General features: G+C 47.6%; 13 protein-coding genes. 3 read left to right on the top strand and 10 right to left on the bottom strand.

What is annotated here, in order from left to right; all coding sequences use genetic code 11:
* Positions 1-267: 267 nt before the first annotated feature.
* A complete protein-coding gene (gene sdhA / locus NSQ38_RS10970; protein ID WP_036673387.1) occupies positions 268-2,010 on the bottom strand; it encodes a succinate dehydrogenase flavoprotein subunit in 1,743 nt (580 codons plus the stop codon).
* A gap of 43 nt (positions 2,011-2,053) precedes the next feature.
* Entirely contained in the window at positions 2,054-2,722 is a 669-nt protein-coding gene (locus NSQ38_RS10965; protein WP_339789150.1) for a succinate dehydrogenase cytochrome b558 subunit, read from the bottom strand.
* Between the two features lie 295 nt (positions 2,723-3,017).
* On the opposite strand from NSQ38_RS10965, the gene NSQ38_RS10960 reads away from it, so the two are divergent.
* Positions 3,018-3,941 carry a LysR family transcriptional regulator gene (locus tag NSQ38_RS10960; RefSeq protein ID WP_339789148.1) on the top strand — a complete coding sequence of 308 codons (924 nt, stop codon included), beginning with the start codon at positions 3,018-3,020 and terminating at the stop codon, positions 3,939-3,941.
* Between the two features lie 60 nt (positions 3,942-4,001).
* Here the strand turns inward: NSQ38_RS10960 and NSQ38_RS10955 are convergent, their stop codons facing one another.
* Positions 4,002-4,673, bottom strand: coding sequence for a TrkA family potassium uptake protein (locus NSQ38_RS10955; protein WP_017692455.1), 672 nt, complete (start codon positions 4,671-4,673; stop codon positions 4,002-4,004).
* 54 nt (positions 4,674-4,727) lie between these two features.
* Complete coding sequence (locus NSQ38_RS10950; protein WP_339789146.1) at positions 4,728-6,068, bottom strand: TrkH family potassium uptake protein; 1,341 nt, start codon at positions 6,066-6,068, stop codon at positions 4,728-4,730.
* A 424-nt stretch (positions 6,069-6,492) separates the two neighbouring features.
* On the opposite strand from NSQ38_RS10950, the gene NSQ38_RS10945 reads away from it, so the two are divergent.
* The gene (locus NSQ38_RS10945) at positions 6,493-8,190 is read left to right on the top strand and encodes a type II CAAX endopeptidase family protein (protein ID WP_339789144.1); all 1,698 of its coding nucleotides are present in this window, start codon (positions 6,493-6,495) and stop codon (positions 8,188-8,190) included.
* Here NSQ38_RS10945 and uvrC read toward each other — a convergent pair.
* Positions 8,159-10,246, bottom strand: coding sequence for an excinuclease ABC subunit UvrC (uvrC, locus tag NSQ38_RS10940; RefSeq protein ID WP_339789141.1), 2,088 nt, complete (start codon positions 10,244-10,246; stop codon positions 8,159-8,161). The two genes, NSQ38_RS10945 and uvrC, sit on opposite strands and share 32 nt — an antisense overlap.
* Positions 10,247-10,720: 474 nt before the next feature.
* Positions 10,721-11,038: a thioredoxin gene (gene trxA, locus NSQ38_RS10935; protein ID WP_017692451.1), complete on the bottom strand. Its 318-nt coding sequence runs from the start codon at positions 11,036-11,038 to the stop codon at positions 10,721-10,723.
* Positions 11,039-11,301: 263 nt separating this feature from the next.
* Here trxA and NSQ38_RS10930 point away from each other — a divergent pair, with 263 nt between their 5' ends.
* Positions 11,302-11,457: a YqzM family protein gene (locus NSQ38_RS10930; protein ID WP_339789139.1), complete on the top strand. Its 156-nt coding sequence runs from the start codon at positions 11,302-11,304 to the stop codon at positions 11,455-11,457.
* A gap of 179 nt (positions 11,458-11,636) precedes the next feature.
* Here NSQ38_RS10930 and dnaI read toward each other — a convergent pair whose 3' ends face one another.
* The 4 genes from dnaI to NSQ38_RS10910 all read right to left on the bottom strand — a co-directional run bounded on the left by dnaI (position 11,637) and on the right by NSQ38_RS10910 (position 20,127).
* The gene (dnaI, locus tag NSQ38_RS10925) at positions 11,637-12,587 is read right to left on the bottom strand and encodes a primosomal protein DnaI (RefSeq protein WP_339789137.1); all 951 of its coding nucleotides are present in this window, start codon (positions 12,585-12,587) and stop codon (positions 11,637-11,639) included.
* 264 nt (positions 12,588-12,851) lie between these two features.
* On the bottom strand, positions 12,852-15,635 hold the full coding sequence (locus tag NSQ38_RS10920; RefSeq protein ID WP_339789135.1) for an alpha-mannosidase: 2,784 nt from the start codon (positions 15,633-15,635) through the stop codon (positions 12,852-12,854).
* Positions 15,632-18,811 (bottom strand): beta-galactosidase, encoded by a 3,180-nt coding sequence (locus NSQ38_RS10915; RefSeq protein ID WP_339789132.1) that lies wholly within the window; start codon positions 18,809-18,811, stop codon positions 15,632-15,634. The genes NSQ38_RS10920 and NSQ38_RS10915 overlap by 4 nt, the downstream gene beginning before the upstream one ends.
* Entirely contained in the window at positions 18,808-20,127 is a 1,320-nt protein-coding gene (locus tag NSQ38_RS10910; protein WP_339789129.1) for a glycoside hydrolase family 125 protein, read from the bottom strand. Before NSQ38_RS10910 ends, NSQ38_RS10915 begins: the two co-directional genes overlap by 4 nt.
* Positions 20,128-20,138: the final 11 nt, after the last annotated feature.

The following is a 20,138-nucleotide window of genomic DNA, read 5'->3' as shown; positions in this document are numbered from 1 at the left end:
CGGTGATAAAGGCGAACGCTTCGCTTCTTCTGGGCATTTCCGCTTCCTCCGCTACGTCGTGCACTGGGTCACTTTGCTGGAAACTGCTCTCCAATTCATTGTGGATGGCAGTATTACAGTTCTGAAGCATTGCTAGGCGCTTTGCTTCTTATGGGCCTTTCCTTCACTTTGATGGCAGTAACTTTGAAGAAGCTTTGCTTCTTCAAAGTTCTCCTGCCTCTCCGTTCAGGTGTTTAACGATTCATTACCTGAATAGTATGGTACTTCTTAATCCTTGGAGTAATCCCGGATACGTGGTGGGATCAGGGATACGTCTACTGGCTCGTACGAGATTTTCGGGCCTTCTTTCGACCAGCTCGCGATAGTCGTTTTCAGGAACTCTTCGTCATTACGTTCCGTGAATTCCGGTTTGTAATGCGCGCCGCGGCTTTCGTTACGCAGCAGTGCGCCCAGTGTCATTGCTTCTGCCAATTCAATCATGTTCCACAGTTGGCGAGTGAAAGCTGCGCTAGGGTTGTTCCAACCGGAGCTGTCGTACATGTTGATTTTGCCATAACGCTCTTTCAATTCCTTGATCTTGCCAATCGTGGCTTCAAGCTTGTCGTTGTAACGTACAACCGTCATGTTGGCTGTCATCCACTCTCCAAGCTCTTTATGAATAACATAGGCATTTTCCGTGCCCTGCATTTTCAAGATGCCTTCGTATTTATCGCTTTGTTGTTTGGTGTGTTTCTCAAATACGGAAGATGGGATATCAGCGGATGATTTTTTAAGTCCTTTGATATATTCAGCCGCTTTTGGTCCAGCCACCATACCACCATAGATCGCAGATACCAATGAGTTTGCACCCAGACGGTTTGCACCATGGTATTGATATTCACATTCACCAGCTGCGAACAGCCCCGGAATGTTAGTCATTTGGTTGTAATCTACCCACATACCGCCCATGGAATAATGGACTGCCGGGAAGATTTTCATTGGGATTTTACGCGGGTCATCGCCCATGAACTTCTCATAGATTTCAATGATTCCGCCGAGTTTAACATCCAGTTCCTTCGGATCTTTGTGCGACAGGTCGAGATAAACCATGTTCTCGCCGTTCACACCCAGACCCATATCTACGCAGACGCTGAAGATTTCACGAGTCGCGATATCACGTGGAACCAGGTTACCGTAGGATGGATATTTTTCTTCAAGGAAGTACCAAGGTTTGCCGTCTTTGTACGTCCAGATCCGTCCACCTTCACCACGAGCGGATTCAGACATGAGACGCAGCTTGTCATCCCCTGGAATGGCTGTCGGGTGAATCTGAATGAACTCCCCGTTGGCGTAATTTACACCTTGCTGATACACCGCACTTGCCGCTGTACCTGTGTTAATTACAGAGTTGGTCGTTTTACCGAAGATAATACCCGGACCACCACTCGCCAGAATAACCGCTTCTGCCGGGAAGGTCTGTACCTTCATCGTTTTCAGATCCTGAGCCACGATCCCGCGACATACGCCCTCATCATCCAAAACCGCCTGCAGGAACTCCCAGTTCTCATATTTCGTAACCAGGCCCGCTGCTTCCCAGCGACGTACCTGCTCGTCTAATGCATAGAGCAATTGTTGTCCTGTTGTCGCTCCGGCAAACGCCGTACGGTGATGCTTCGTTCCCCCGAAACGACGGAAATCAAGCAAACCTTCCGGTGTCCGGTTGAACATGACGCCCATACGGTCCATCAGGTGAATGATGCCAGGTGCTGCTTCGCACATCGCTTTAACAGGAGGTTGGTTCGCGAGGAAGTCACCGCCGTATACCGTATCGTCAAAGTGTACCCATGGGGAGTCACCCTCACCCTTGGTATTCACCGCTCCGTTGATGCCGCCTTGTGCACATACAGAGTGGGATCGTTTAACAGGAACCAGTGAAAATAAATGAACATGGACTCCGGCTTCAGCCGATTTGATCGCCGCCATCAATCCCGCGAGACCGCCGCCCACAATAATTACATTCGTTGATGCCATTGCTGTTCACTCCCTTATAAGTCAGCATTTATACGCTAAATGCTTAAACTAGAACTGTTTTTACTACATCAACCATCGAAGTTACTGCTTGGAAATCCATGCTCCGGAAAGCGAACAACGAAGCAATAAACATAATGGAAATAATACCAAACAAACTCATGCACACATAAGAGGACACACGCTGCGCACGCGGACCCACGGTAATCCCCCAGCTAACAAGAAACGACCACAGACCGTTGGCAAAGTGATAGGATGCCGCAACCACACTGATCAGATATAGAATAAATGTTACCGGGTTCATCACGATCTCATGAATGACACCACCAAGTTCTTCGTGGGTGACTGTACCCAACGCAACCTGTACCCGAGTCTCCCATACATGCCAGATTACGAATACAAACGTAATGACACCACTGACCCGCTGCAACGTGTAACGCCAGTTGCGCTCATTGCCATAACGACCCACGTTAGGCTTGGCCTGATAAGCAATATACAGACCATATACACCGTGATAGAACAACGGTAACCAGATGAGGAGCGTTTCCAAAACAATAACCAGTGGCAGACTGTTCAAGAATGCAACAGCACCGTCAAAAGCCTCTTTGCCGCCTTCAACTGCCGAGAAGTTCGTCACCAAATGCTCAACAAAAAACAAACTGAGCGGAATGACGCCAAGCAAGGAGTGCAGCTTTCTGGAGTAAAACCCTTTCATAAAATGTCGATCCCCTTTCGCTAAATACAACGTTTTCATAAATAATTTCACTTATCATGACACGAATCCTTTTCCATGAAAAGGTTCGACAAATTGTTCCGTTTTCCCCAGGTGTGAACAACTTGTGTCACGAACCATGTTACTCCTTTTTTTCTTATAAGGGAATTGCAATATAATTATTAAATGTTATACCCTATAGGTATAAGCAGTGAAACATTGGGTTTACAGGCTATACAACATGGAAAACGATTAAGCAAGGGCAAGAATCACATTCATGGAAAAGAGGTTATTGTTCATGTTTGAGGAGTTAGATGCATTTGCGGCGGTCGTGGAGCAGTCCAGCTTGAACCGCGCATCGAAGTTACTGAACTTGTCCCAACCTGCACTCTCACGCAAAATTGCCAAGTTAGAAGACGAACTTGGGGTAGCCCTCTTTCATCGTCGTGGTAAACGTCTGGAATTAACCAGTGTGGGCCAGTTCGCCTATACCTTCGCGATCGAACAGAAGCAGCAGCAACAGAAATTCCTCACCATGCTTGCCCAGTATAAAGATGAAGAACAGAGCACCATTACACTTGGAGCCAGTCTGACGACACTTCAAACCACGTTACCACCGCTCGTGAATGCCTTTATGGAGAAACATCCAAATGCAGAATTGAAACTGTTGACGGGAAAAACACATGAGATTGTCTCGTTTGTGCGTGACAAAAAAGCAGATGTGGGCATTGTCGCCTCCTCCATCAGCGAAGTAGGGCTGAACTGTGTGCCTCTCTTTGACGATCACCTGGAACTGGTTGTGCCGCTCACACACCCTTTGTCTGGCAAGGAAGCCGGAATGGAACATTTGCAGGATCTGCCGATGATCACGTTCTCCAAAGGCACCTGGTACCGCAAATTAACGGACGACCTCTTCCAGCGCTGTGCCGTGATGCCGGATATTCGCATGGAGATTGATTCCTTTGAAGCGATTATCCGACTACTGCCTTCTGCCAAAGCTGCTGCTCTATTGCCCAAGTCATATCTTCGTCCACAATTACTCGCGGACAATGATCTTGTTTCTGTTCATTTGCCTCAATTACAGCAGACCCGCAGAACAACCTGTATGATCTATGGGGAAAAGGAAGACCTCAGCGAGACCTCCAGACAATGGGTCAAGGAGACGGCTGCACTCTTTACAGCAAAGGCGCCATTGCCCTCAAGGAGGACTACGACGCCTTAGCTTTGATCTGAATCAGCCAGGCTCTAACCCCTGGCTTCCTTATTTAACTCATCCTAATTATCAGCTCTCCTGGCTGATAACCTCTTCTTCAAATCGGTCGATATCTGCATTATTACCAATAATGACCATGATATCCCCCATCTGAAGCGAATCCAGTGCTGTCGGAGCGATAATGACCCCAGCTTCTTTCTGTAACGCCACAATGCTGCAACCAAAACGTACACGTGCATTCAGGGTTGAAAGTGTTTTGTTGTGTAGACAGGCGGGAACCTTCATCTCGACAATACTGTAATCATTGGATAATTCAATGTAATCCAGCAAGTTCGGGGTAACCAGCTGGTGGGCAACGCGAATGCCCATATCCCGCTCAGGATAAACGACACGATCGATCCCCAGTTTATCCAATGCTCGTCCGTGAAGGACGGATATGGCCTTGGCCACGACCGTCTTGACGCCCAGCTCTTTTAACAGAATCGCGGTGAGAATGCTCGTCTGGATATCATCCCCGATGGCAACGATGCAGCAGTCAAAATTACGAATACCCAGGGAGCGCAGCACTTCCTCATCTGTGGCATCGGCTACAACGGCATGGGTGACCAATTCACTAATGTCTTCGACGACTTCTTCATTTTTATCAATCCCGAGCACCTCGTAGCCGAGTTCCATTAATTCCTGTGCCAGACTGGAGCCAAACCGCCCAAGCCCAATCACCGCAAACTGCTGTGTTTTCATTGTTCTTCACGAACCCCTTATCCAAATCAATTTCAAAACTCACTAAAAATAGATTTATCCAATAATCATTTTGCCTTCCGGATACCTGTATAACTCTTTACCCTTTTTCTGCCCAAGTGCATACGCTAATGTGATCGGTCCAAGCCTTCCTGCAAACATCGTAAAACAGATCAGGAGTTTGCCCAATGTAGTCAACTTCAGCGTTAGTCCGAGCGATAATCCAACGGTACCAAAGGCCGATGTCGTTTCAAATAAGATCATCATAAAACTGGCGTCTTCTGTGGTACTCAGTGCCATGGTTACAGCTATGATGAACAAGAGTGCCAGCAATGTAATGGTAAGCGCCTTGAAGATCCGTTCCTGTACGAGCCGGTAGCGGAAAAACACGATATCTTCACGTCCACGCATCATCGCGATGACCGCGCCAGCCATAATCATAAATGTCGTTGTTTTGATCCCGCCTCCGGTAGAACCCGGCGAAGCACCAATAAACATCAGAATGATCATAAAGAACTGTGTTGCCTGCCTGAGTCCGGCAATATCTACCGTATTGGCTCCTGCTGTTCGCGGCGTAACGGACTGAAAGAATGAACCGAGAATTTTGCCACCCCAGTTCAGGCCACCCAGTGTCCGCGGATTGCTAAATTCAAATACGAAAATGACAAGTGCACCAAACACAATCAACAATCCAGTCATTAACAGTACAACTTTGGAGTGTAGAGACAGCTTCCGCGTTTTGCGGTAATCCACCAGGTCTGACAACACCACAAAACCGATACCGCCAGAGACAATCAGGAACATCGCTGTAAAATTAACCAACGGGTCATACACATAACCGGTCAGACTGCGGAAATCCCCAAACATATCAAATCCGGCATTGTTGAACATGGAGATGGCGTGCCAATATCCATAATAGATCGCCTGTCCGACTGGCATGTCGAACGAAAAGCGAATGGCAAACAACGTGCCACATATCCCTTCGATAATGAGTGAGTAGATCACAACTTTACGAATCAGCCGGACGATGCCCTCCATCGTGCTTTGGTTCATCGCTTCCTGTAGAATCAACCTTTCCCTGAGCGAGATCCGCCGTTTGAACGCAATGGCAACCAACGTGGACATCGTCATGAAGCCCAGTCCGCCAATCTGAATCAAAATCGCGATCACAACCTGACCCAGCACCGAGAAATGAGTCCCTGTATCGACCACAACCAAACCAGTGACACAAACAGCCGAAGTTGCTGTAAAGAGCGCATCAATAAATGCAAGACTGTCACCGTTACGGCTGGATGCCGGAAGCATTAACAGCAGTGTGCCAACCAATATGATGCCAGCAAACCCTAACACAAGAATACGGGGTGGCGATAATCGCATCCATTGAACATTCAGTTTCACTTGAGTATCTTCCACCTCTTCTAAAATGAAAATAACTCCACACCCGTGGAGCCTTCTTCATTTGAAATGCTGTTGCCAAACGTTAAACAAGTATGATTCAGATTAAAACGACATATATAATGAAGTTGGAATATATTCTATTCGTTCCCTTGTTGGGCGAAAGACATGCGAATCATTGCACATTTGCTTCAAAATTATAAGCGCTGCGACGTTTGTAGACAAAACGTTTTTTGTGTAAATAGCATCGAATTCAGCCAAAAAGGGAAGAACTCAGATATAGCGACGGATAGATCAGATTCTTTCGGTGCTTTTCATTCATTTTCAAGGATTTACACCTGTTTTCGTTACATCATTGGCATTCGGTGCTTGGCCTGTGCTATGTTAACTTTAATATCCATATTAGATTAAGGAGGAACACCATTATATGAATCCCTTAGGGCAGCCTTTGCAACTCAAGGCTAACTTCAAGCGGCTGGGGTTGCTTGCGGCGATTGGCCTGATTCTATTTTTTGTATTTCAGATCTTTCCAGCTACCTCATCACAAACGACAGAAATTTCGTCCACGTCCTTCATAACCAAGGAGCAGGCGACGCAATCCGCACGATCATTCGCAGCTTCTGTGGATGACTATACACTGCCAAATGATGATGAAAAAACCCTGGTAACCTACCAGACACATTCGGATATCTACGGGTATATGGCCAAAACCAAACAACTTGATACCTATAACCAGAAGTGGGAAACAAGCTATCCTTACGATGTATTCCGCGTTCGTTTGCCTGATCAGGACAAAGGCGGATATCTTAATGTTGACGTACATATGAAAACAGGAAAAGTAGTCGGCTTCAAACGGGAACTGCCTTCTTCCCTCTATACTGCCATTGAGGCGGAGCAAAGTACCGGGAAAGCGACCACTTCGCAAGTGCTTGCTGAAGGCAATATGTCCCTCGACGAGAAAGAACGGCTGGCGGCTGGCGTTCTCACCGAATTCGGTTATGAAGTACCAACACTTCAACTGGATACTCGTGATGGTGAAGCGGGACTGAAGTATACAGATTCTGCAAAAGCCATCGGAAACTCCAAGCTTGAACTGAACTTTACGTTTGAAGAGGGTGCGGTACGATCGTTCGATCCTGGCTTCTCGGTCCCTGAATCCCATACCGATTATGTGAAAGATCAAACGCGCCAAGCCAATTGGATGACCTATGGCGGCTATGCATTCCTGACCTTTGTTCTGGGTGTGCTGGCAATCATCTATAGCATTCTGACCCGAGCACACACGTCTTTCAAACGCGGGATCATTCTATCGCTGGTGTATTTCGCAGCTTCGGTAATTGGTACGCTGAACATGATTCCACTCTTTCAGGCACAAGGGCTCTCCAGCTTCATGTTAGCGTTCCTGATGTTAATGCAGGCGGGTATTACGCTGGTTATGAGTGCAACCATCTATCTGTCCCTCGTTGCTGGTGACGGCATGTGGCGTAAAATAGGTCTGAACCCGTGGCCTCGTGCCAAAGAACCGGGATACGGAAAATATGTACTTCACAGCATGTACGCTGGTTACCTGTGGGCATTCATTCTACTGGGTGTACAATCCATCCTGTTCTTCATTCTGGAGCGAAGCATTGGCACATGGTCAACGACGTCAGCAGATCAATCTACATTTAATATGACCTATGCCTGGCTCTTCCCGATCATGGCCTGGATGGCCGGTATTGGTGAAGAAACTGTTTATCGACTGTTCGGCATTCGCATGATGCAGAAGATTGTGCGTAACACGTTTATTGCCTGTTTGATCCCAACCATCATTTGGGCACTTGGACACACATTGTATCCGATCTATCCAGTAATCACTCGTCCCATTGAGCTGATGGTGATTGGATTGCTGTTCAGTCTGATCATGCTGCGTCATGGCTTCATTGCCGTTGTGTTCGCACATGTGATCTTCGACAGCTTGCTGATGGGACTCAGCTTGGTCTTTATGGGTGATGCCCTGAATATGGCTGCCGGACTCTTCTGGATTGTACTCCCGGCCATCGTTGGATATGTGGTCTACAAATTCAATCCAAAACAAAAAGAGAAGCCGTATGTTACGACTCCTCATCACGAAGTGCTGCAATAATCTGATTTGCCAGTTTGTCACCAATAGATAGAGGCCGGAAGTCTTCGACGCTGGCCTCTTTTATTTTGCGCAAAGAGCCAAAATGCTTCAACAGCAGCTTACGCCGCTTCTCTCCAATACCCGGAATGGCATCCAAACGTGATGTCACCATTGATTTGCCACGCTGTTCCCGGTGGAACGAGATCGCAAAACGGTGGACCTCTTCCTGTATCCGCTGCAACAGGTAGAATTCCTGACTATCCCGAGGCAGGGAGATGACTTCCGGTGGATTACCGATCATCAACTGTGAAGTCTTATGCTTCGCATCCTTCACCAGACCACATACCGGAATAAACAGCCCCAGCTCATTTTCCAAAATATCGACCGCAGCCGAGATCTGTCCTTTACCACCATCGACCACAATCAGGTCAGGCTGGGTCAGGTTTTCTTTTAATACCCGCTCGTAACGGCGACGGATGACTTCTCGCATGGTTTCATAATCATCGGGTCCTTCAACCGAACGGACCTTGTACTTCCGATATTCCTTCTTATCCGGTTTACCATCCGTAAATACAATCATGGCAGATACCGGGTTCGTACCCTGGATGTTCGAGTTATCAAACGCTTCAATACGGTGAAGCTGATCCAGTCCAATAAAACGTCCCAGTCCTTCAGCAGCTTTGGATGTCCGTTCTTCATTTCGCTCAATCAGGCGGAACTTCTCTTCCAGTGCTACACGTGCATTATCCACAGCCATGGTGATCATCTGGCGTTTCAATCCACGTTGCGGGATGAGCACTTTGATCTCCAACCACTCCTGTAAAGCAGCAGCAACCTGAGTTGGGTCTTCCAGTCCAGCTGGAAGCTTTTCAGTTGAATCAGTTGTATCCATTATTGGAGCATCCTCTTGCATACTGTCAGGTTGTTCACCTTCTGCCTCAGTGGAACCTCCGTAAGCTGCACGAGTCTCAGCAACCAGTGGCTGGGAAGCGTTACTATGCTCCACTTGTCCCGTCTGCTCAAACTCAACCGTAACTGCGGCAGGTACCGATCCATCAGCATCAGAACCCGTATCCAAATTGTCGTTATCCGTTGCAAGATCCTTGGGCATTTCCGGCAACAAAATCTCTTGTGGCAATGCCGGATTATCACTGTAGTACTGTGTTACGTAAGACATGAAATCACTGTACGCCTCACCGTAAAACGGGAAAGTAGATACGTGACGTTCAATCATTTTACCCTGACGCATATATAGAATCTGGACACACATCCAGCCTTTATCAATGGCAAAACCAAATACATCACGGTCTCTGGCATCGGCCATCGTAATTTTCTGTTTTTCCATCATCGCATCGATGGCGATTACCTGGTCGCGCAGTTCCTTGGCACGTTCAAAATAAAGATCCTCCGCGGCCTCCTGCATCTTACGCTGCAAATCCTTCTTGATCTCTTCGTGACCACCGCTCAGAAATGAACCAATCTCTTGGGAAATCTGGTCGTACTGCTCCTTCTCCACTTCCTTTACACAAGGGGCAAGACACTGTCCCATGTGATAATACAGGCACACTTCTTTGGGCATTACACCACATTTGCGCAGTGGATACATGCGGTCGAGCAGTTTTTTCGTTTGATGTGCCGCATATGAGTTCGGATAAGGTCCGAAATATTTGGCTTTATCTTTCAGCACACGCCGGGTTACTTCCAACCGGGGATGCTTTTCATTTGTAATTTTAAGATACGGGAATGTCTTGTCATCTTTGAGCAACACGTTATACCGCGGCATATGTTTTTTGATCAGGTTACACTCCAAAATGAGTGCTTCCATGTTACTGCCCGTCACGATATATTCAAAATCACGGATTTCGGACACCAGACGCTGCGTCTTTCCGTTATGACTGCCGATAAAATAAGAGCGTACGCGGTTCTTCAACACTTTGGCCTTACCTACATAGATAATCGTACCTTCACTGTTCTTCATCAGGTAACAGCCGGACATATCTGGAAGCAAAGCGAGCTTGTGGCGAATCTGCTCCAATGCCTTCTCCTGATCCTGCAAATCATTTATGAATTGATCCATAATTCGGTGAATCCTCCTTCCCGAAGAAAGTATAAATAAAAGGTTACACTAAGCCATTCTGATTACAGTACCGTCTTCCAATCCGTTATCGGTTGTCTCTGAGTCACCTTTTTTTATAATAAGAAACTAAAGATAATTCACACTGACACTACGATGACAGAACAACCTTCCAATCCCTGTTATCCCCAGATTTTTTTTCATTCCCTTTTCTCAAGGGAAAAATCTGCTGATAAAGGGGAACGCTTCGCTTTTTCAGGTTTTTTCTGTCCTCTCCGTTACTGTGTAAATAATTAGTTCCAACTATATATCAGAGATGAATCCGGGATAAACGCGAGCACTTCGCTTCTTCAGATCGGTTCTGTACTCTACATTCAAGTGTAAAAAATATTTTTACTTTATATTGTCCTATATAAAGGTATTCGACGCAAAACGCCCCCGGCATGTAAACCGGAGGCGTATGTGTAAGCCTGTAAATTATTGGTGTTTTGCGATAATTCCTTTGAGCGCATCTTTCGAGTTCAGACCAACCACTTTATCTACTGGTTGACCGTCTTTGAAGAAGATCAAAGTTGGAATGCTCATTACGCCAAAGCGGGAAGCAGATTCCGGATTTTCATCCACGTTAACTTTAGCAATTTTCACTGCATCGCCAACTTCTGTGGACAGCTCTTCCAGGATTGGAGCGAGCATTTTACAAGGACCACACCAAGGCGCCCAGAAATCAACAAGAACCGTTCCTTCGCCTTCTACTTCAGCGTTGAAGGATTGATCGGATACGTTAACAATAGCCATGAAATTGTCCTCCTTATATATACTTACGGTTTATTTTAACCTGTAACGTCGTGAACGACACTTCCAGTATAACACAGGTACGTCAAACTTGTGAATTGAACGCTGCAATGTTCATCTTCCCAACATCAAATCTTCACAATTACAGGATGTGACATACCAACTGCAAAATCTTTACAAACGCTTTCTTTTCCAAGTATACTAAAATTACTCCGGGTTTCAGCCCCCATACGGGCAAGCTGCATTCCCCATAAGGAGGCAATAACATGGATGCAAATGTGCGGATCAGCGACCCGCGTGAACATGTGAACGAGGAACCCCGCAACGATCTGTTTGATCTGATCGTGGGTGCTGTCGGCATGGGCGGTCTGATGACAGTCATCTTTTTCGGTATGGTTATCTTCAAATTCATCACCGAATAGGATACTCACAGGTCTCACGCAGGACCAGAAAAGCCCGGTTTTCGCGACAATGCGAAAGCCAGGCTTTTTTTGGGACTACTTATCGTTTGTTTGCAATCAGCTCAGCTTCTAAATCAAAAGCTCCACCGATAATTTGAAGATTAACCTTGTCCAGAACCATTTCGTTCAATTAGATCGGTTTAACGTTTGCCGCGCTGATTCTCACCCCGAACGGAGATGACATCCACGAATGGACGAATCCGGTCCATGAGACGCTGGCCTTTATTCGATTCCTCTCCGTCCCGATTGGTGAAGCTCAGATGTTTTTCAAGCCCATCCAGATTGTAATTGGACGTATAGAACGTTGGTTTGCGATTCATCCGATAGTTCAGAATGGACCCCATCACATGATCTCGAACCCAAGGGTTCAGATTCTCTGCCCCGATATCATCAAAGATGAGCAGATCACAACTTTTCAAAATATCCGTCATTTCCTTCAGCTTCTGCCCTTCACTGATCATGGATTTCAGATCCTCCACAAAGTCAGGCATATAAATAATGACACCCGTGTGGCCTGCAACCGCCAGTTCATGCAGCAGATAACACATCAGAAACGTCTTGCCTGTCCCGAATGTCCCTTCCAGAAACAGTCCTTGCGGAGATAATCCGTTCTCCTTGGTCTCCCTAATATAACGAAGCACCTGATTCACTGCCGGAGCACGCATCCGATCCTTGCCCATGATCTCCACGTCGTTGTATCCGGCACTGAGCGCACGCTCGTCCACATAGAAACTGCGAATACGTTGCTTAATGATATGTTCATTTTGCCGGGCGATATGTTTGGAACAAGGCGCTTTTATATCTATGATTTCGGGTTTACCGTTAAAATGTTCTACTTCCAGTTTGCAAAAGTGGCCCTGAAAATCGTTAGGACAGTAGTCGAGTCCCGGACAATTCGCACAGTTCTTAGAGTCTTTGGCGTACTGAAACAGCTTGCTCAGATCGGTCATGAGCTGTGCATCTTGCAGTTCAGGATGACCTGCGCGGAATTCGCGTACGTACGGGTTTTCCATCAAATCCGCCGCAATCCGCCGCGATTGCTCACGAAAGGCAGGGTTCAGCTGCTGAAGCAGTCCTCCCAAGGATTCCATGGCTTCAAGCCCCCTTAATGTTTCAATATAGAATGAACAATTGAAGTGTACCTGCGACCATCTTGATGGCATAGGTACTTTCGATCATTAGCAATTCTACTGTTCATTCTATAGAAAAACAACCAATAACTCAACAGATACATCTGGTAAATAGCGTAACCCTTCCGCCACCGTACGTAATGTCTAGTGTATAGTACACTTCCAGTCCTGTACCTTTTAGCGTGTGTTCAAAAGTCTGTTTTTCGACTCTTTAAACAACTTTTATCAGCGGCGCAAGCCGACAGTAACGATCTCGCATGAACATGTCTGTATGTTCCATTCCTTGCTGGCAAATGATAATGTCGACGCCTCTTCTATGTTGTGGGCATGAAGCATCTCGCCCTCTTCCTCCAGGATGTTGCTCTTGTATGCCGTTTCGAATGGCTGTGGATTCGCTTGTGATGCAGCAAGATTCAACGTGGCAGAGTCGGTGGTCATATTGAACCAGCGAAGCATGACATCGCCGGAATCTTCATTCACCTTGAGTGAGGAAAACGCCAAGCCGTCCCCTTGCCATGTAAACGGTGTGTTACTAGGTGTCAGATAACCCGGGTGTACTTCAGTCTGTGCCAGCGTCCAAGGAACCTGGAACTGATACGCCTCGATATATGCACCTGACGCTGCACCATTTCCATCATGCGGAATGATCTCGATTTTAAACGTATGTTCACCAAGGCATTGTGCTTCAGGTGTCGGGAACAAGCCCCAGTCTCCAAGTTCGCCCACAGCACGAAGCAGCGTTACGGCGATGGTATTGCGGCCATCCTGAAGAACTTCATATTCATTCAGACCCAAATTGGCCACGACCAATCCCGCATCTTTTTCACTCACATCCACAAAACTCTGTTGATGCTGTGTATTGCTTGGATTCTGCCACTCCGGTGCAGGGGTGTTATCACGCGTTGCAATTTCGAACATGGAGTCCACATGATGAACAGCAGATACAAGATCCGTTGGGAAAAGGGCACGCACCCGATGATCCTTCGCCTGATTGTTGAAGGTTGTCTCCATTTGCACTCCTTTTCCACTACGACTAAGCGATATAACTGTGCGGATCTGAAGTGGAATCATTTTAGTTGAACGCTGGGCTTTGCGATGTGGATAATAAATCAGTTCTCGCTGTTCCTGATCCAGCATCTCATCCGCCGACTCCGGTATTTCCCAATGATGAATCACTTCGAACGAGGCTGAGTATGATGTATCCTCAAGGACCCGAATCTGGGCCAGAAGCGCTTGTGTTGTCAATGCAACTTCATTCTCTGGTTGTTTGAACATGTATTCATTGCCGATATCACCCACATTTTCGTACACGCCAAGGTCCTTGTAAGTCCGGCCTGTTCGTTTGTCTGTGAGTGTGAATGAACCATTGTCTGCAATCGTGACGATCATATGTTGATTTTCCATGCCACGTTCACCACGCAACAGCGTAGTCGTTTTCGACGGAGTACCACGCTTAGCATCATCCGCAAAGTTGATCAATGCATAGGTTTTCAAGCCCAACGCAGCTACATGCTCTACTTCAAAACGAATACGAACGCGCCGACAGCTATACGGCTGGCGGAAGCGATCATCCGGCAGATCATAGCCAAATTGCAGACCCAGATCCTCCACCGTACATGGAATGTGATTACCATCTTCATCTACCAGTATGCGATCTGACAGGTCAACGGCTTTCATCTGTGCCGCCATTTCCTCCAATGTAAATCCATCCCGGAAATACAACCGAGCCGCGTCCAGTTCCATCTGAACTACACCGCTGCGTTCCCAACCCGTTGTATTAAATACCACAACAGGTCGAGCCTGCTCGCCGTAACGCTCAAATATGGAGGTATCGACAGCTGTAGTAATCTGGCTGGTGCTCTCTTCAATTAAAGCCTCTGCTACATGACGGCTCTTATCAAACCGTGTCACCATCTCGCGATGCACCTCATCCACACTGCATCCACAGATGCTGTCATGCGGATGATTTTGCATCAGCGTTTTCCAGGCATACGTCAGTTGATCATGTGGATAGGCATGTCCAAGCAGATAGGCGTAGGATGCCAGGGGTTCAGCCACTTTTTCCAGCATAGTCTGGCCCAGCTGGTTCATCTGTTTCAGATACACACGAGCCGAGGCGGTGTTCACCAGGGTTCCCCAGCCATCGGTACGCTGACTGCGCAGTTCGCCTTTGACCGTGGACAGTTCATGTTCAGACGATGCTCTCAAAGCTTCCAGATAATCTGGAAAGTTCGAGTGAATAAACTCAATATCGGGATATAATTGCTCAGCCATGCGAATCGCTTCTGGCAGATCTCGCTGAATCGGTTGGTGATCACATCCGTTCATGTACAACAACTCATTCGTTGATGCATATTTCTCAGCGTCTGCAAGCTTGGTTTCCCAGAACTTGCGGGCCGATTCCTCGTCTACTGGAACTTCATTTCCGTTGGAGTACCAGTTGGCAAACAATACGCCGAGCACTTTTGATCCGTCTGGTCCTTCCCACATCAGCTCCGAGAAGCTTGATTCATATCCGGCATCCGATACCGTATTATTAAATCCCGTAGGCTTCACACCACGTCCAAAAAACACATTATCTATGCCCGATTGCTGCATCAGCTGCGGAGTCTGTCCGACCAATCCAAATGTATCGGGAAAATAACCAATTTTCGAAGGGGTGCCGTAACGTTTGGCGTCCTTATGTCCAACCTGCATGTTGCGCACATTGGCTTCTCCGCTCGTCAGAAACGCATCCTGCAAAATGTACCATGGTCCAATCACAATCCGCCCATTGCGGATATGCTTCTCCAGTCGTTCCTTCTGCTCCGGTCGAACCTGAAGATAGTCATCGATAATAATCGTTTGTCCATCCAAATAAAAGCTTTTATAGTCTGATCCCTCATCAAGCTGATCCAACAGTGAATCGACGAGCTGAATAAGACGCATATGATGCTTCTCATACGGCAAGTACCATTCCCGATCCCAGTGGGTATGCGAAATAATATGTGCTCTCTTTTTCTTGGTCATCGTGTGATCCCACCTCTTTCATCTTGTTGTACAATCTCAACCACATCAGGGCGATACACCGCAGTCAGCTTTCCGGAAGCATCCGTGGCAAACAGCACCGAACAATTTTTCTCCAATTGGAACGCGTACGATACACTTGTACGTTGATCTCTCACATGAACTTCATGGTTCAAGGAAAATTCCGATACAAATACATACAGATTCCCTTTTGGAAAACTCAGCTTCCGGCCGTAGATCCCTGCGATATCTCCGCCAGATATCCATTCCAACTCCTGTTCGATGCCCGAAATTTCGGTTGCATAACGATATAATTCAGCAAGTGGCTCATCCCGTCCGTTCAACTCAAGCGGCAGTGGGGTCCAGATTAATTTCCCTTTGCCCAAAGGCAGAACGTGTACTTCATCTGGTGTACCTTTATCCCTGTGAAGCAAAGTCTCCTTCGCCACCTCGGCGATACGACGCCGTCCATAGGTCACCCGGTGATTCACGCCATTAATACTCAGCAGTTCTTCTCGCTGCACGTTACCCAGACTGCGTTTGCCTACGATATGATCTGCCCGGTCAGTTGCCTTCCAGTATGCATCCAGCCCCAGTGGTCCAGTGATGAGCAGACTAGTACCTTCCTTCTCCGCAAACGTGAGCAATTGTTGAAGTGCGTCGCTGTCCATATTGTGCGGACTCGGCACGATAATCAGCTTGGGTGGCTGCTGCTCCAGTGCTTCCAGATGATATTCGGATAACGCACGGAACGGTAGTTTTAAATCATAGGACATCACTCGAGTAAGCTTTGTTGTGGCATCATAGGCTAGGGCACGGTTGGAAAAGTCATTGGAATACGGGAACACCACTGCAATATTCTCCAGCTCGCGGTCTTCAAAGAGATCACGAATGCCATGCATGAATCGGCCAAAATCATAAGACACATCCGCCTCCGGTTTCTCCGTACCATCTGCACGCAGGGCTCCGATATGAGATTCATTGGCATTATCCATATAAAAGTTGGTGTTCCAGATCCATTGCACCGCCCCTGCGCCACCTGTCGAGAAAGCATAGGCGTACTTGCGTTCGAGAATGCCACGAAGCTCTTCTTCCGTACGCTTGGCTCGTCCATCCGGGGTTTCTACATACATGATGCCCGTCTCCTGAATGAGATTCGGCTTATATGGCGTTTTGGCGAAAATGCCGTCCCAGATCAGATCATCGTTCAACCACCAGGAATGCACCGTTGTATAATCCACTTCACGTTCATAGAAGAAAGGCGAAGGACGCTGTGCACCAAGGGCTTCATCCTGCCCCACAGTGACCAGATGATCAGGTACCAGATCCTTGATTGTACCTACAAGCTCTTTTGCCCAAACATTGTGCATTTCCATGGAGAAAAGACAATAATCAAGCCAGCGTGTTCCTTTTTTTGCCTTGTGCATGTCCTGTACATCAAAATTAATCTCTTCCGCCTCCGGAATCACCGCGGCTGCAAAGTTCGGAAGCTGCTTCTGTGACATGTTCCATGCCTCCTGCAACGCCTCAATCGTCTGATGACGCTGCTGAAGCCACTTGACAAAGGCTTGCTGTTCATATGAATCCCTCGCCGAGCGTGGACCAGCTGAGAAGATGCGCACCGGATCAAACATCGATGGCTCGTTAATCAGATCCCAGTCCACATGCGTTGTGTGCGTGTGACGACTGACAATGCTTCGGATGAAACGTTTCTGTGCCTCGACACTCTGCGGGTCCAAATACGGATTCGTGCCTTCCCATGTCTCCGGTGTAAAGGAGAAAAAGGTGAATGTGAGCTGCAAGCCGTGGCGTTTTGCCGTTAAAATAAAGGCATCAATGGCACGAAGCACATCCTCTGCCATATGTCCGTCCACCTGCATCATGTTGCGATAGGCGGTCCAGATTCCCGTCCGAATCCAGTTGATACCGGCTTTTTCCATCTGAGCCATGTCTCGATCCCAAACATCTGCGTTCGGCAAAAACAGAAATTTCCGTGCCACATCGGAGGTCATGTAGGTCATGCCCACAACAGGGAGAGGACGTCCGTCTTTTACAAAATAGTCCCTGCTGCGGGTAATCACTTCCCCTTCTGCCAGCAATGCTGCATCTTGTCCCCAGAAGCCTTGACGCAAGGTCCGAACTTCCCCGTCAGGTGCCTGTGCGCGGCATACGATCCGATACAGCCCACTTTCAATGGAAACCGGGAGAAGTATACGTTCGAAACGCTGCTCACCGGAAAGTTCCATCTCCAGTCGATGGCTCCATACCTTTTCCGTCGTGCCACTTGTGCGATCCTCATGCTCGACCGTTATGTCGAATGTCCACAGCTCAGACATTGTACGCCTGCTGCCTGCACGCTGTAAAATCTGGCCTTGAAGTGTAAGTACAGCCCGTTCATCTGGCTCATACGAAGCGTAATTCGTTTTCAGGGATAACTCAGTTACACCGTTCGCACAGAATTGCGCCCACTTCACAATCTCGTCAGCGCCATCCTGCGTCCAGAATGCGTTGGTCAGCGGCAGATGTACAAACATCCAGCGTGAACCAACAAACGTCCCTCGGGAGTTTTCCCACAGAACGACCGGAGCGGCGATGCTGCGTCCATCCTTGCTCATGCCACGAAGTAACGGATAAATCTGCGTACTCATGGGGCCGGATGAACCCATCTGGTGGGGCAGATCACTTGTTTTGGTTGTATGTGGAACCAGATTCCATGTATCTGAAATCTCAAAAAGTCCTTCTTTGCCGGCAAAAAGCGGGATCTGTTCAGATGACGTATACGATTGCACATTGGCAGCAGATACGTTCAACGCCTCATGAATATAGAGTTCCTGGTGATACGCGGTCTGCTCGGACTCTACGACCCATGCCCCATTCTCATATCGAACCGGACGTTTGAAGGGCGCACCACCAACACTGATCAGGCTTCCGCCCTGGTGCAGGTAAGCTGCAATCTCCGTCCAGGCGGACTTGGGAAAATAGGGTGCATGCAGATTGACCAGACATCCTTCACCTGCTGTAGTCTTCAAAGTCTCTGCGAGTTCTTCGGCGTTTACAACGGTGATCTCTTCTACTGCTTTCCATGTATTCAGGGCCTCCTGAGTTGGAGAAGCACCTTCCATTGGAAACGCAGGATCAGCGAAAATAATCAGCTTTTTATCATTAGGTTGGATACTCATAACAGGCCATCCTTCATGGATTTATAGACCAACTGGGAGAACAGGCTGTTGGACCATGCAAACCATTTTCGTGTAAAAATCGTTGGATCATCGGCGTGGAAGCCTTCATGCATATAACCTGTATCCGCATCTGTCGCTTCAAGCATGCGAATAATCTCCAGTTTCTCCTCGGCAGACTGTGCAGTCAGTCCTTGCATGGACAATCCCATATGCCAGATGTAATCTGGTGGTGTGTGCGGACTTCCGATCCCTTTGGCAACCTTGCCTTCATAATAGAACGGGTTCTCTTTGCTCAGAGCGAAGCGGCGCGTGTTCTGGTAGATCGGATCATCCGCTGTGACGTAACCCAGATATGGAATGGACATGAGTCCCGGTGTACCCGCATCGTCCATGAGACAGTGGTTGCCATAACCGTCCGTCTCGTACGCATAGATTGGTCCAAATTCGGGATGACGATAAATCCCGTACAGCTGAATGCCGTGATCCACGTCCTGCTCCAGATCCTTCAATTCCTGCAAAAGTTCCATATCCCGGAACACCCACTCGGCAAACTCCTGCATTTGGCGCAGAGCTACAACCGCGAACATGTTGCCAGGGATGTTATAGTGGAAATCACAAGCATCGTCACTGGAACGGAAACCGGACCAGATCATGCCCGTGTAGTTGACTGGCATACCTTTTCCGTGATTGCGCAGGGAATCTGTTGGGATACCGTTATTGCGTGTGAAGCGATATGGAGATTGTTCCATGTGATGCTGTTCGACTTTGAACAGATCCACGATTTTACGCATCGCTGCTTTGAAGCTTGAATCGAAAATATCGGTCAGTTCGGTTTCCTTCCAATATAAATAGGCCAAACGTACAACAAAACATAATGAGTCAATCTCAAATTTGCGTTCCCACACCCAAGGTGACATCTCGGTCTCGTCCGTGGTGTTCCAGTGCCAGTCGTTGGCCGTCTCATTGAAGGCATTGGCATATGGATCGATGTGAACATACTGGATATGACGTTTGATCAGCCCGCCAATAATGCGTTGCAGGTCCTCGTCTTCTTTTGCAAACGGAATGTAATGTACTACCTGCTCCACGGAATCACGCAGCCAGGAAGCCGGAATATCTCCCGTGATAACAAAAGTCGTACCGTCCTCCATCAACTTGGTTGTTGTTTCTATGGTGTTAGGGAAGCAGTTTTTGAATAATTGAAGCAGTTTTGGTCTGTGAGCCAGTTTCTGTTCTGCTTCTTCGAGCACGGCTTGAATGGATTGTGGCAAAGCAACAGATGGCATTGGTATTTTGGGTAATCTGAACTGTTCCATGGATGAGTGCA

It is taken from the genome of Paenibacillus sp. FSL R7-0313, assembly GCF_037969885.1.
In the GTDB taxonomy this organism is placed as follows: domain Bacteria; phylum Bacillota; class Bacilli; order Paenibacillales; family Paenibacillaceae; genus Paenibacillus.
The sequence above is the reverse complement of the archived record's forward strand: the minus strand, read 5'-3'. Positions and strand labels throughout refer to the sequence as shown.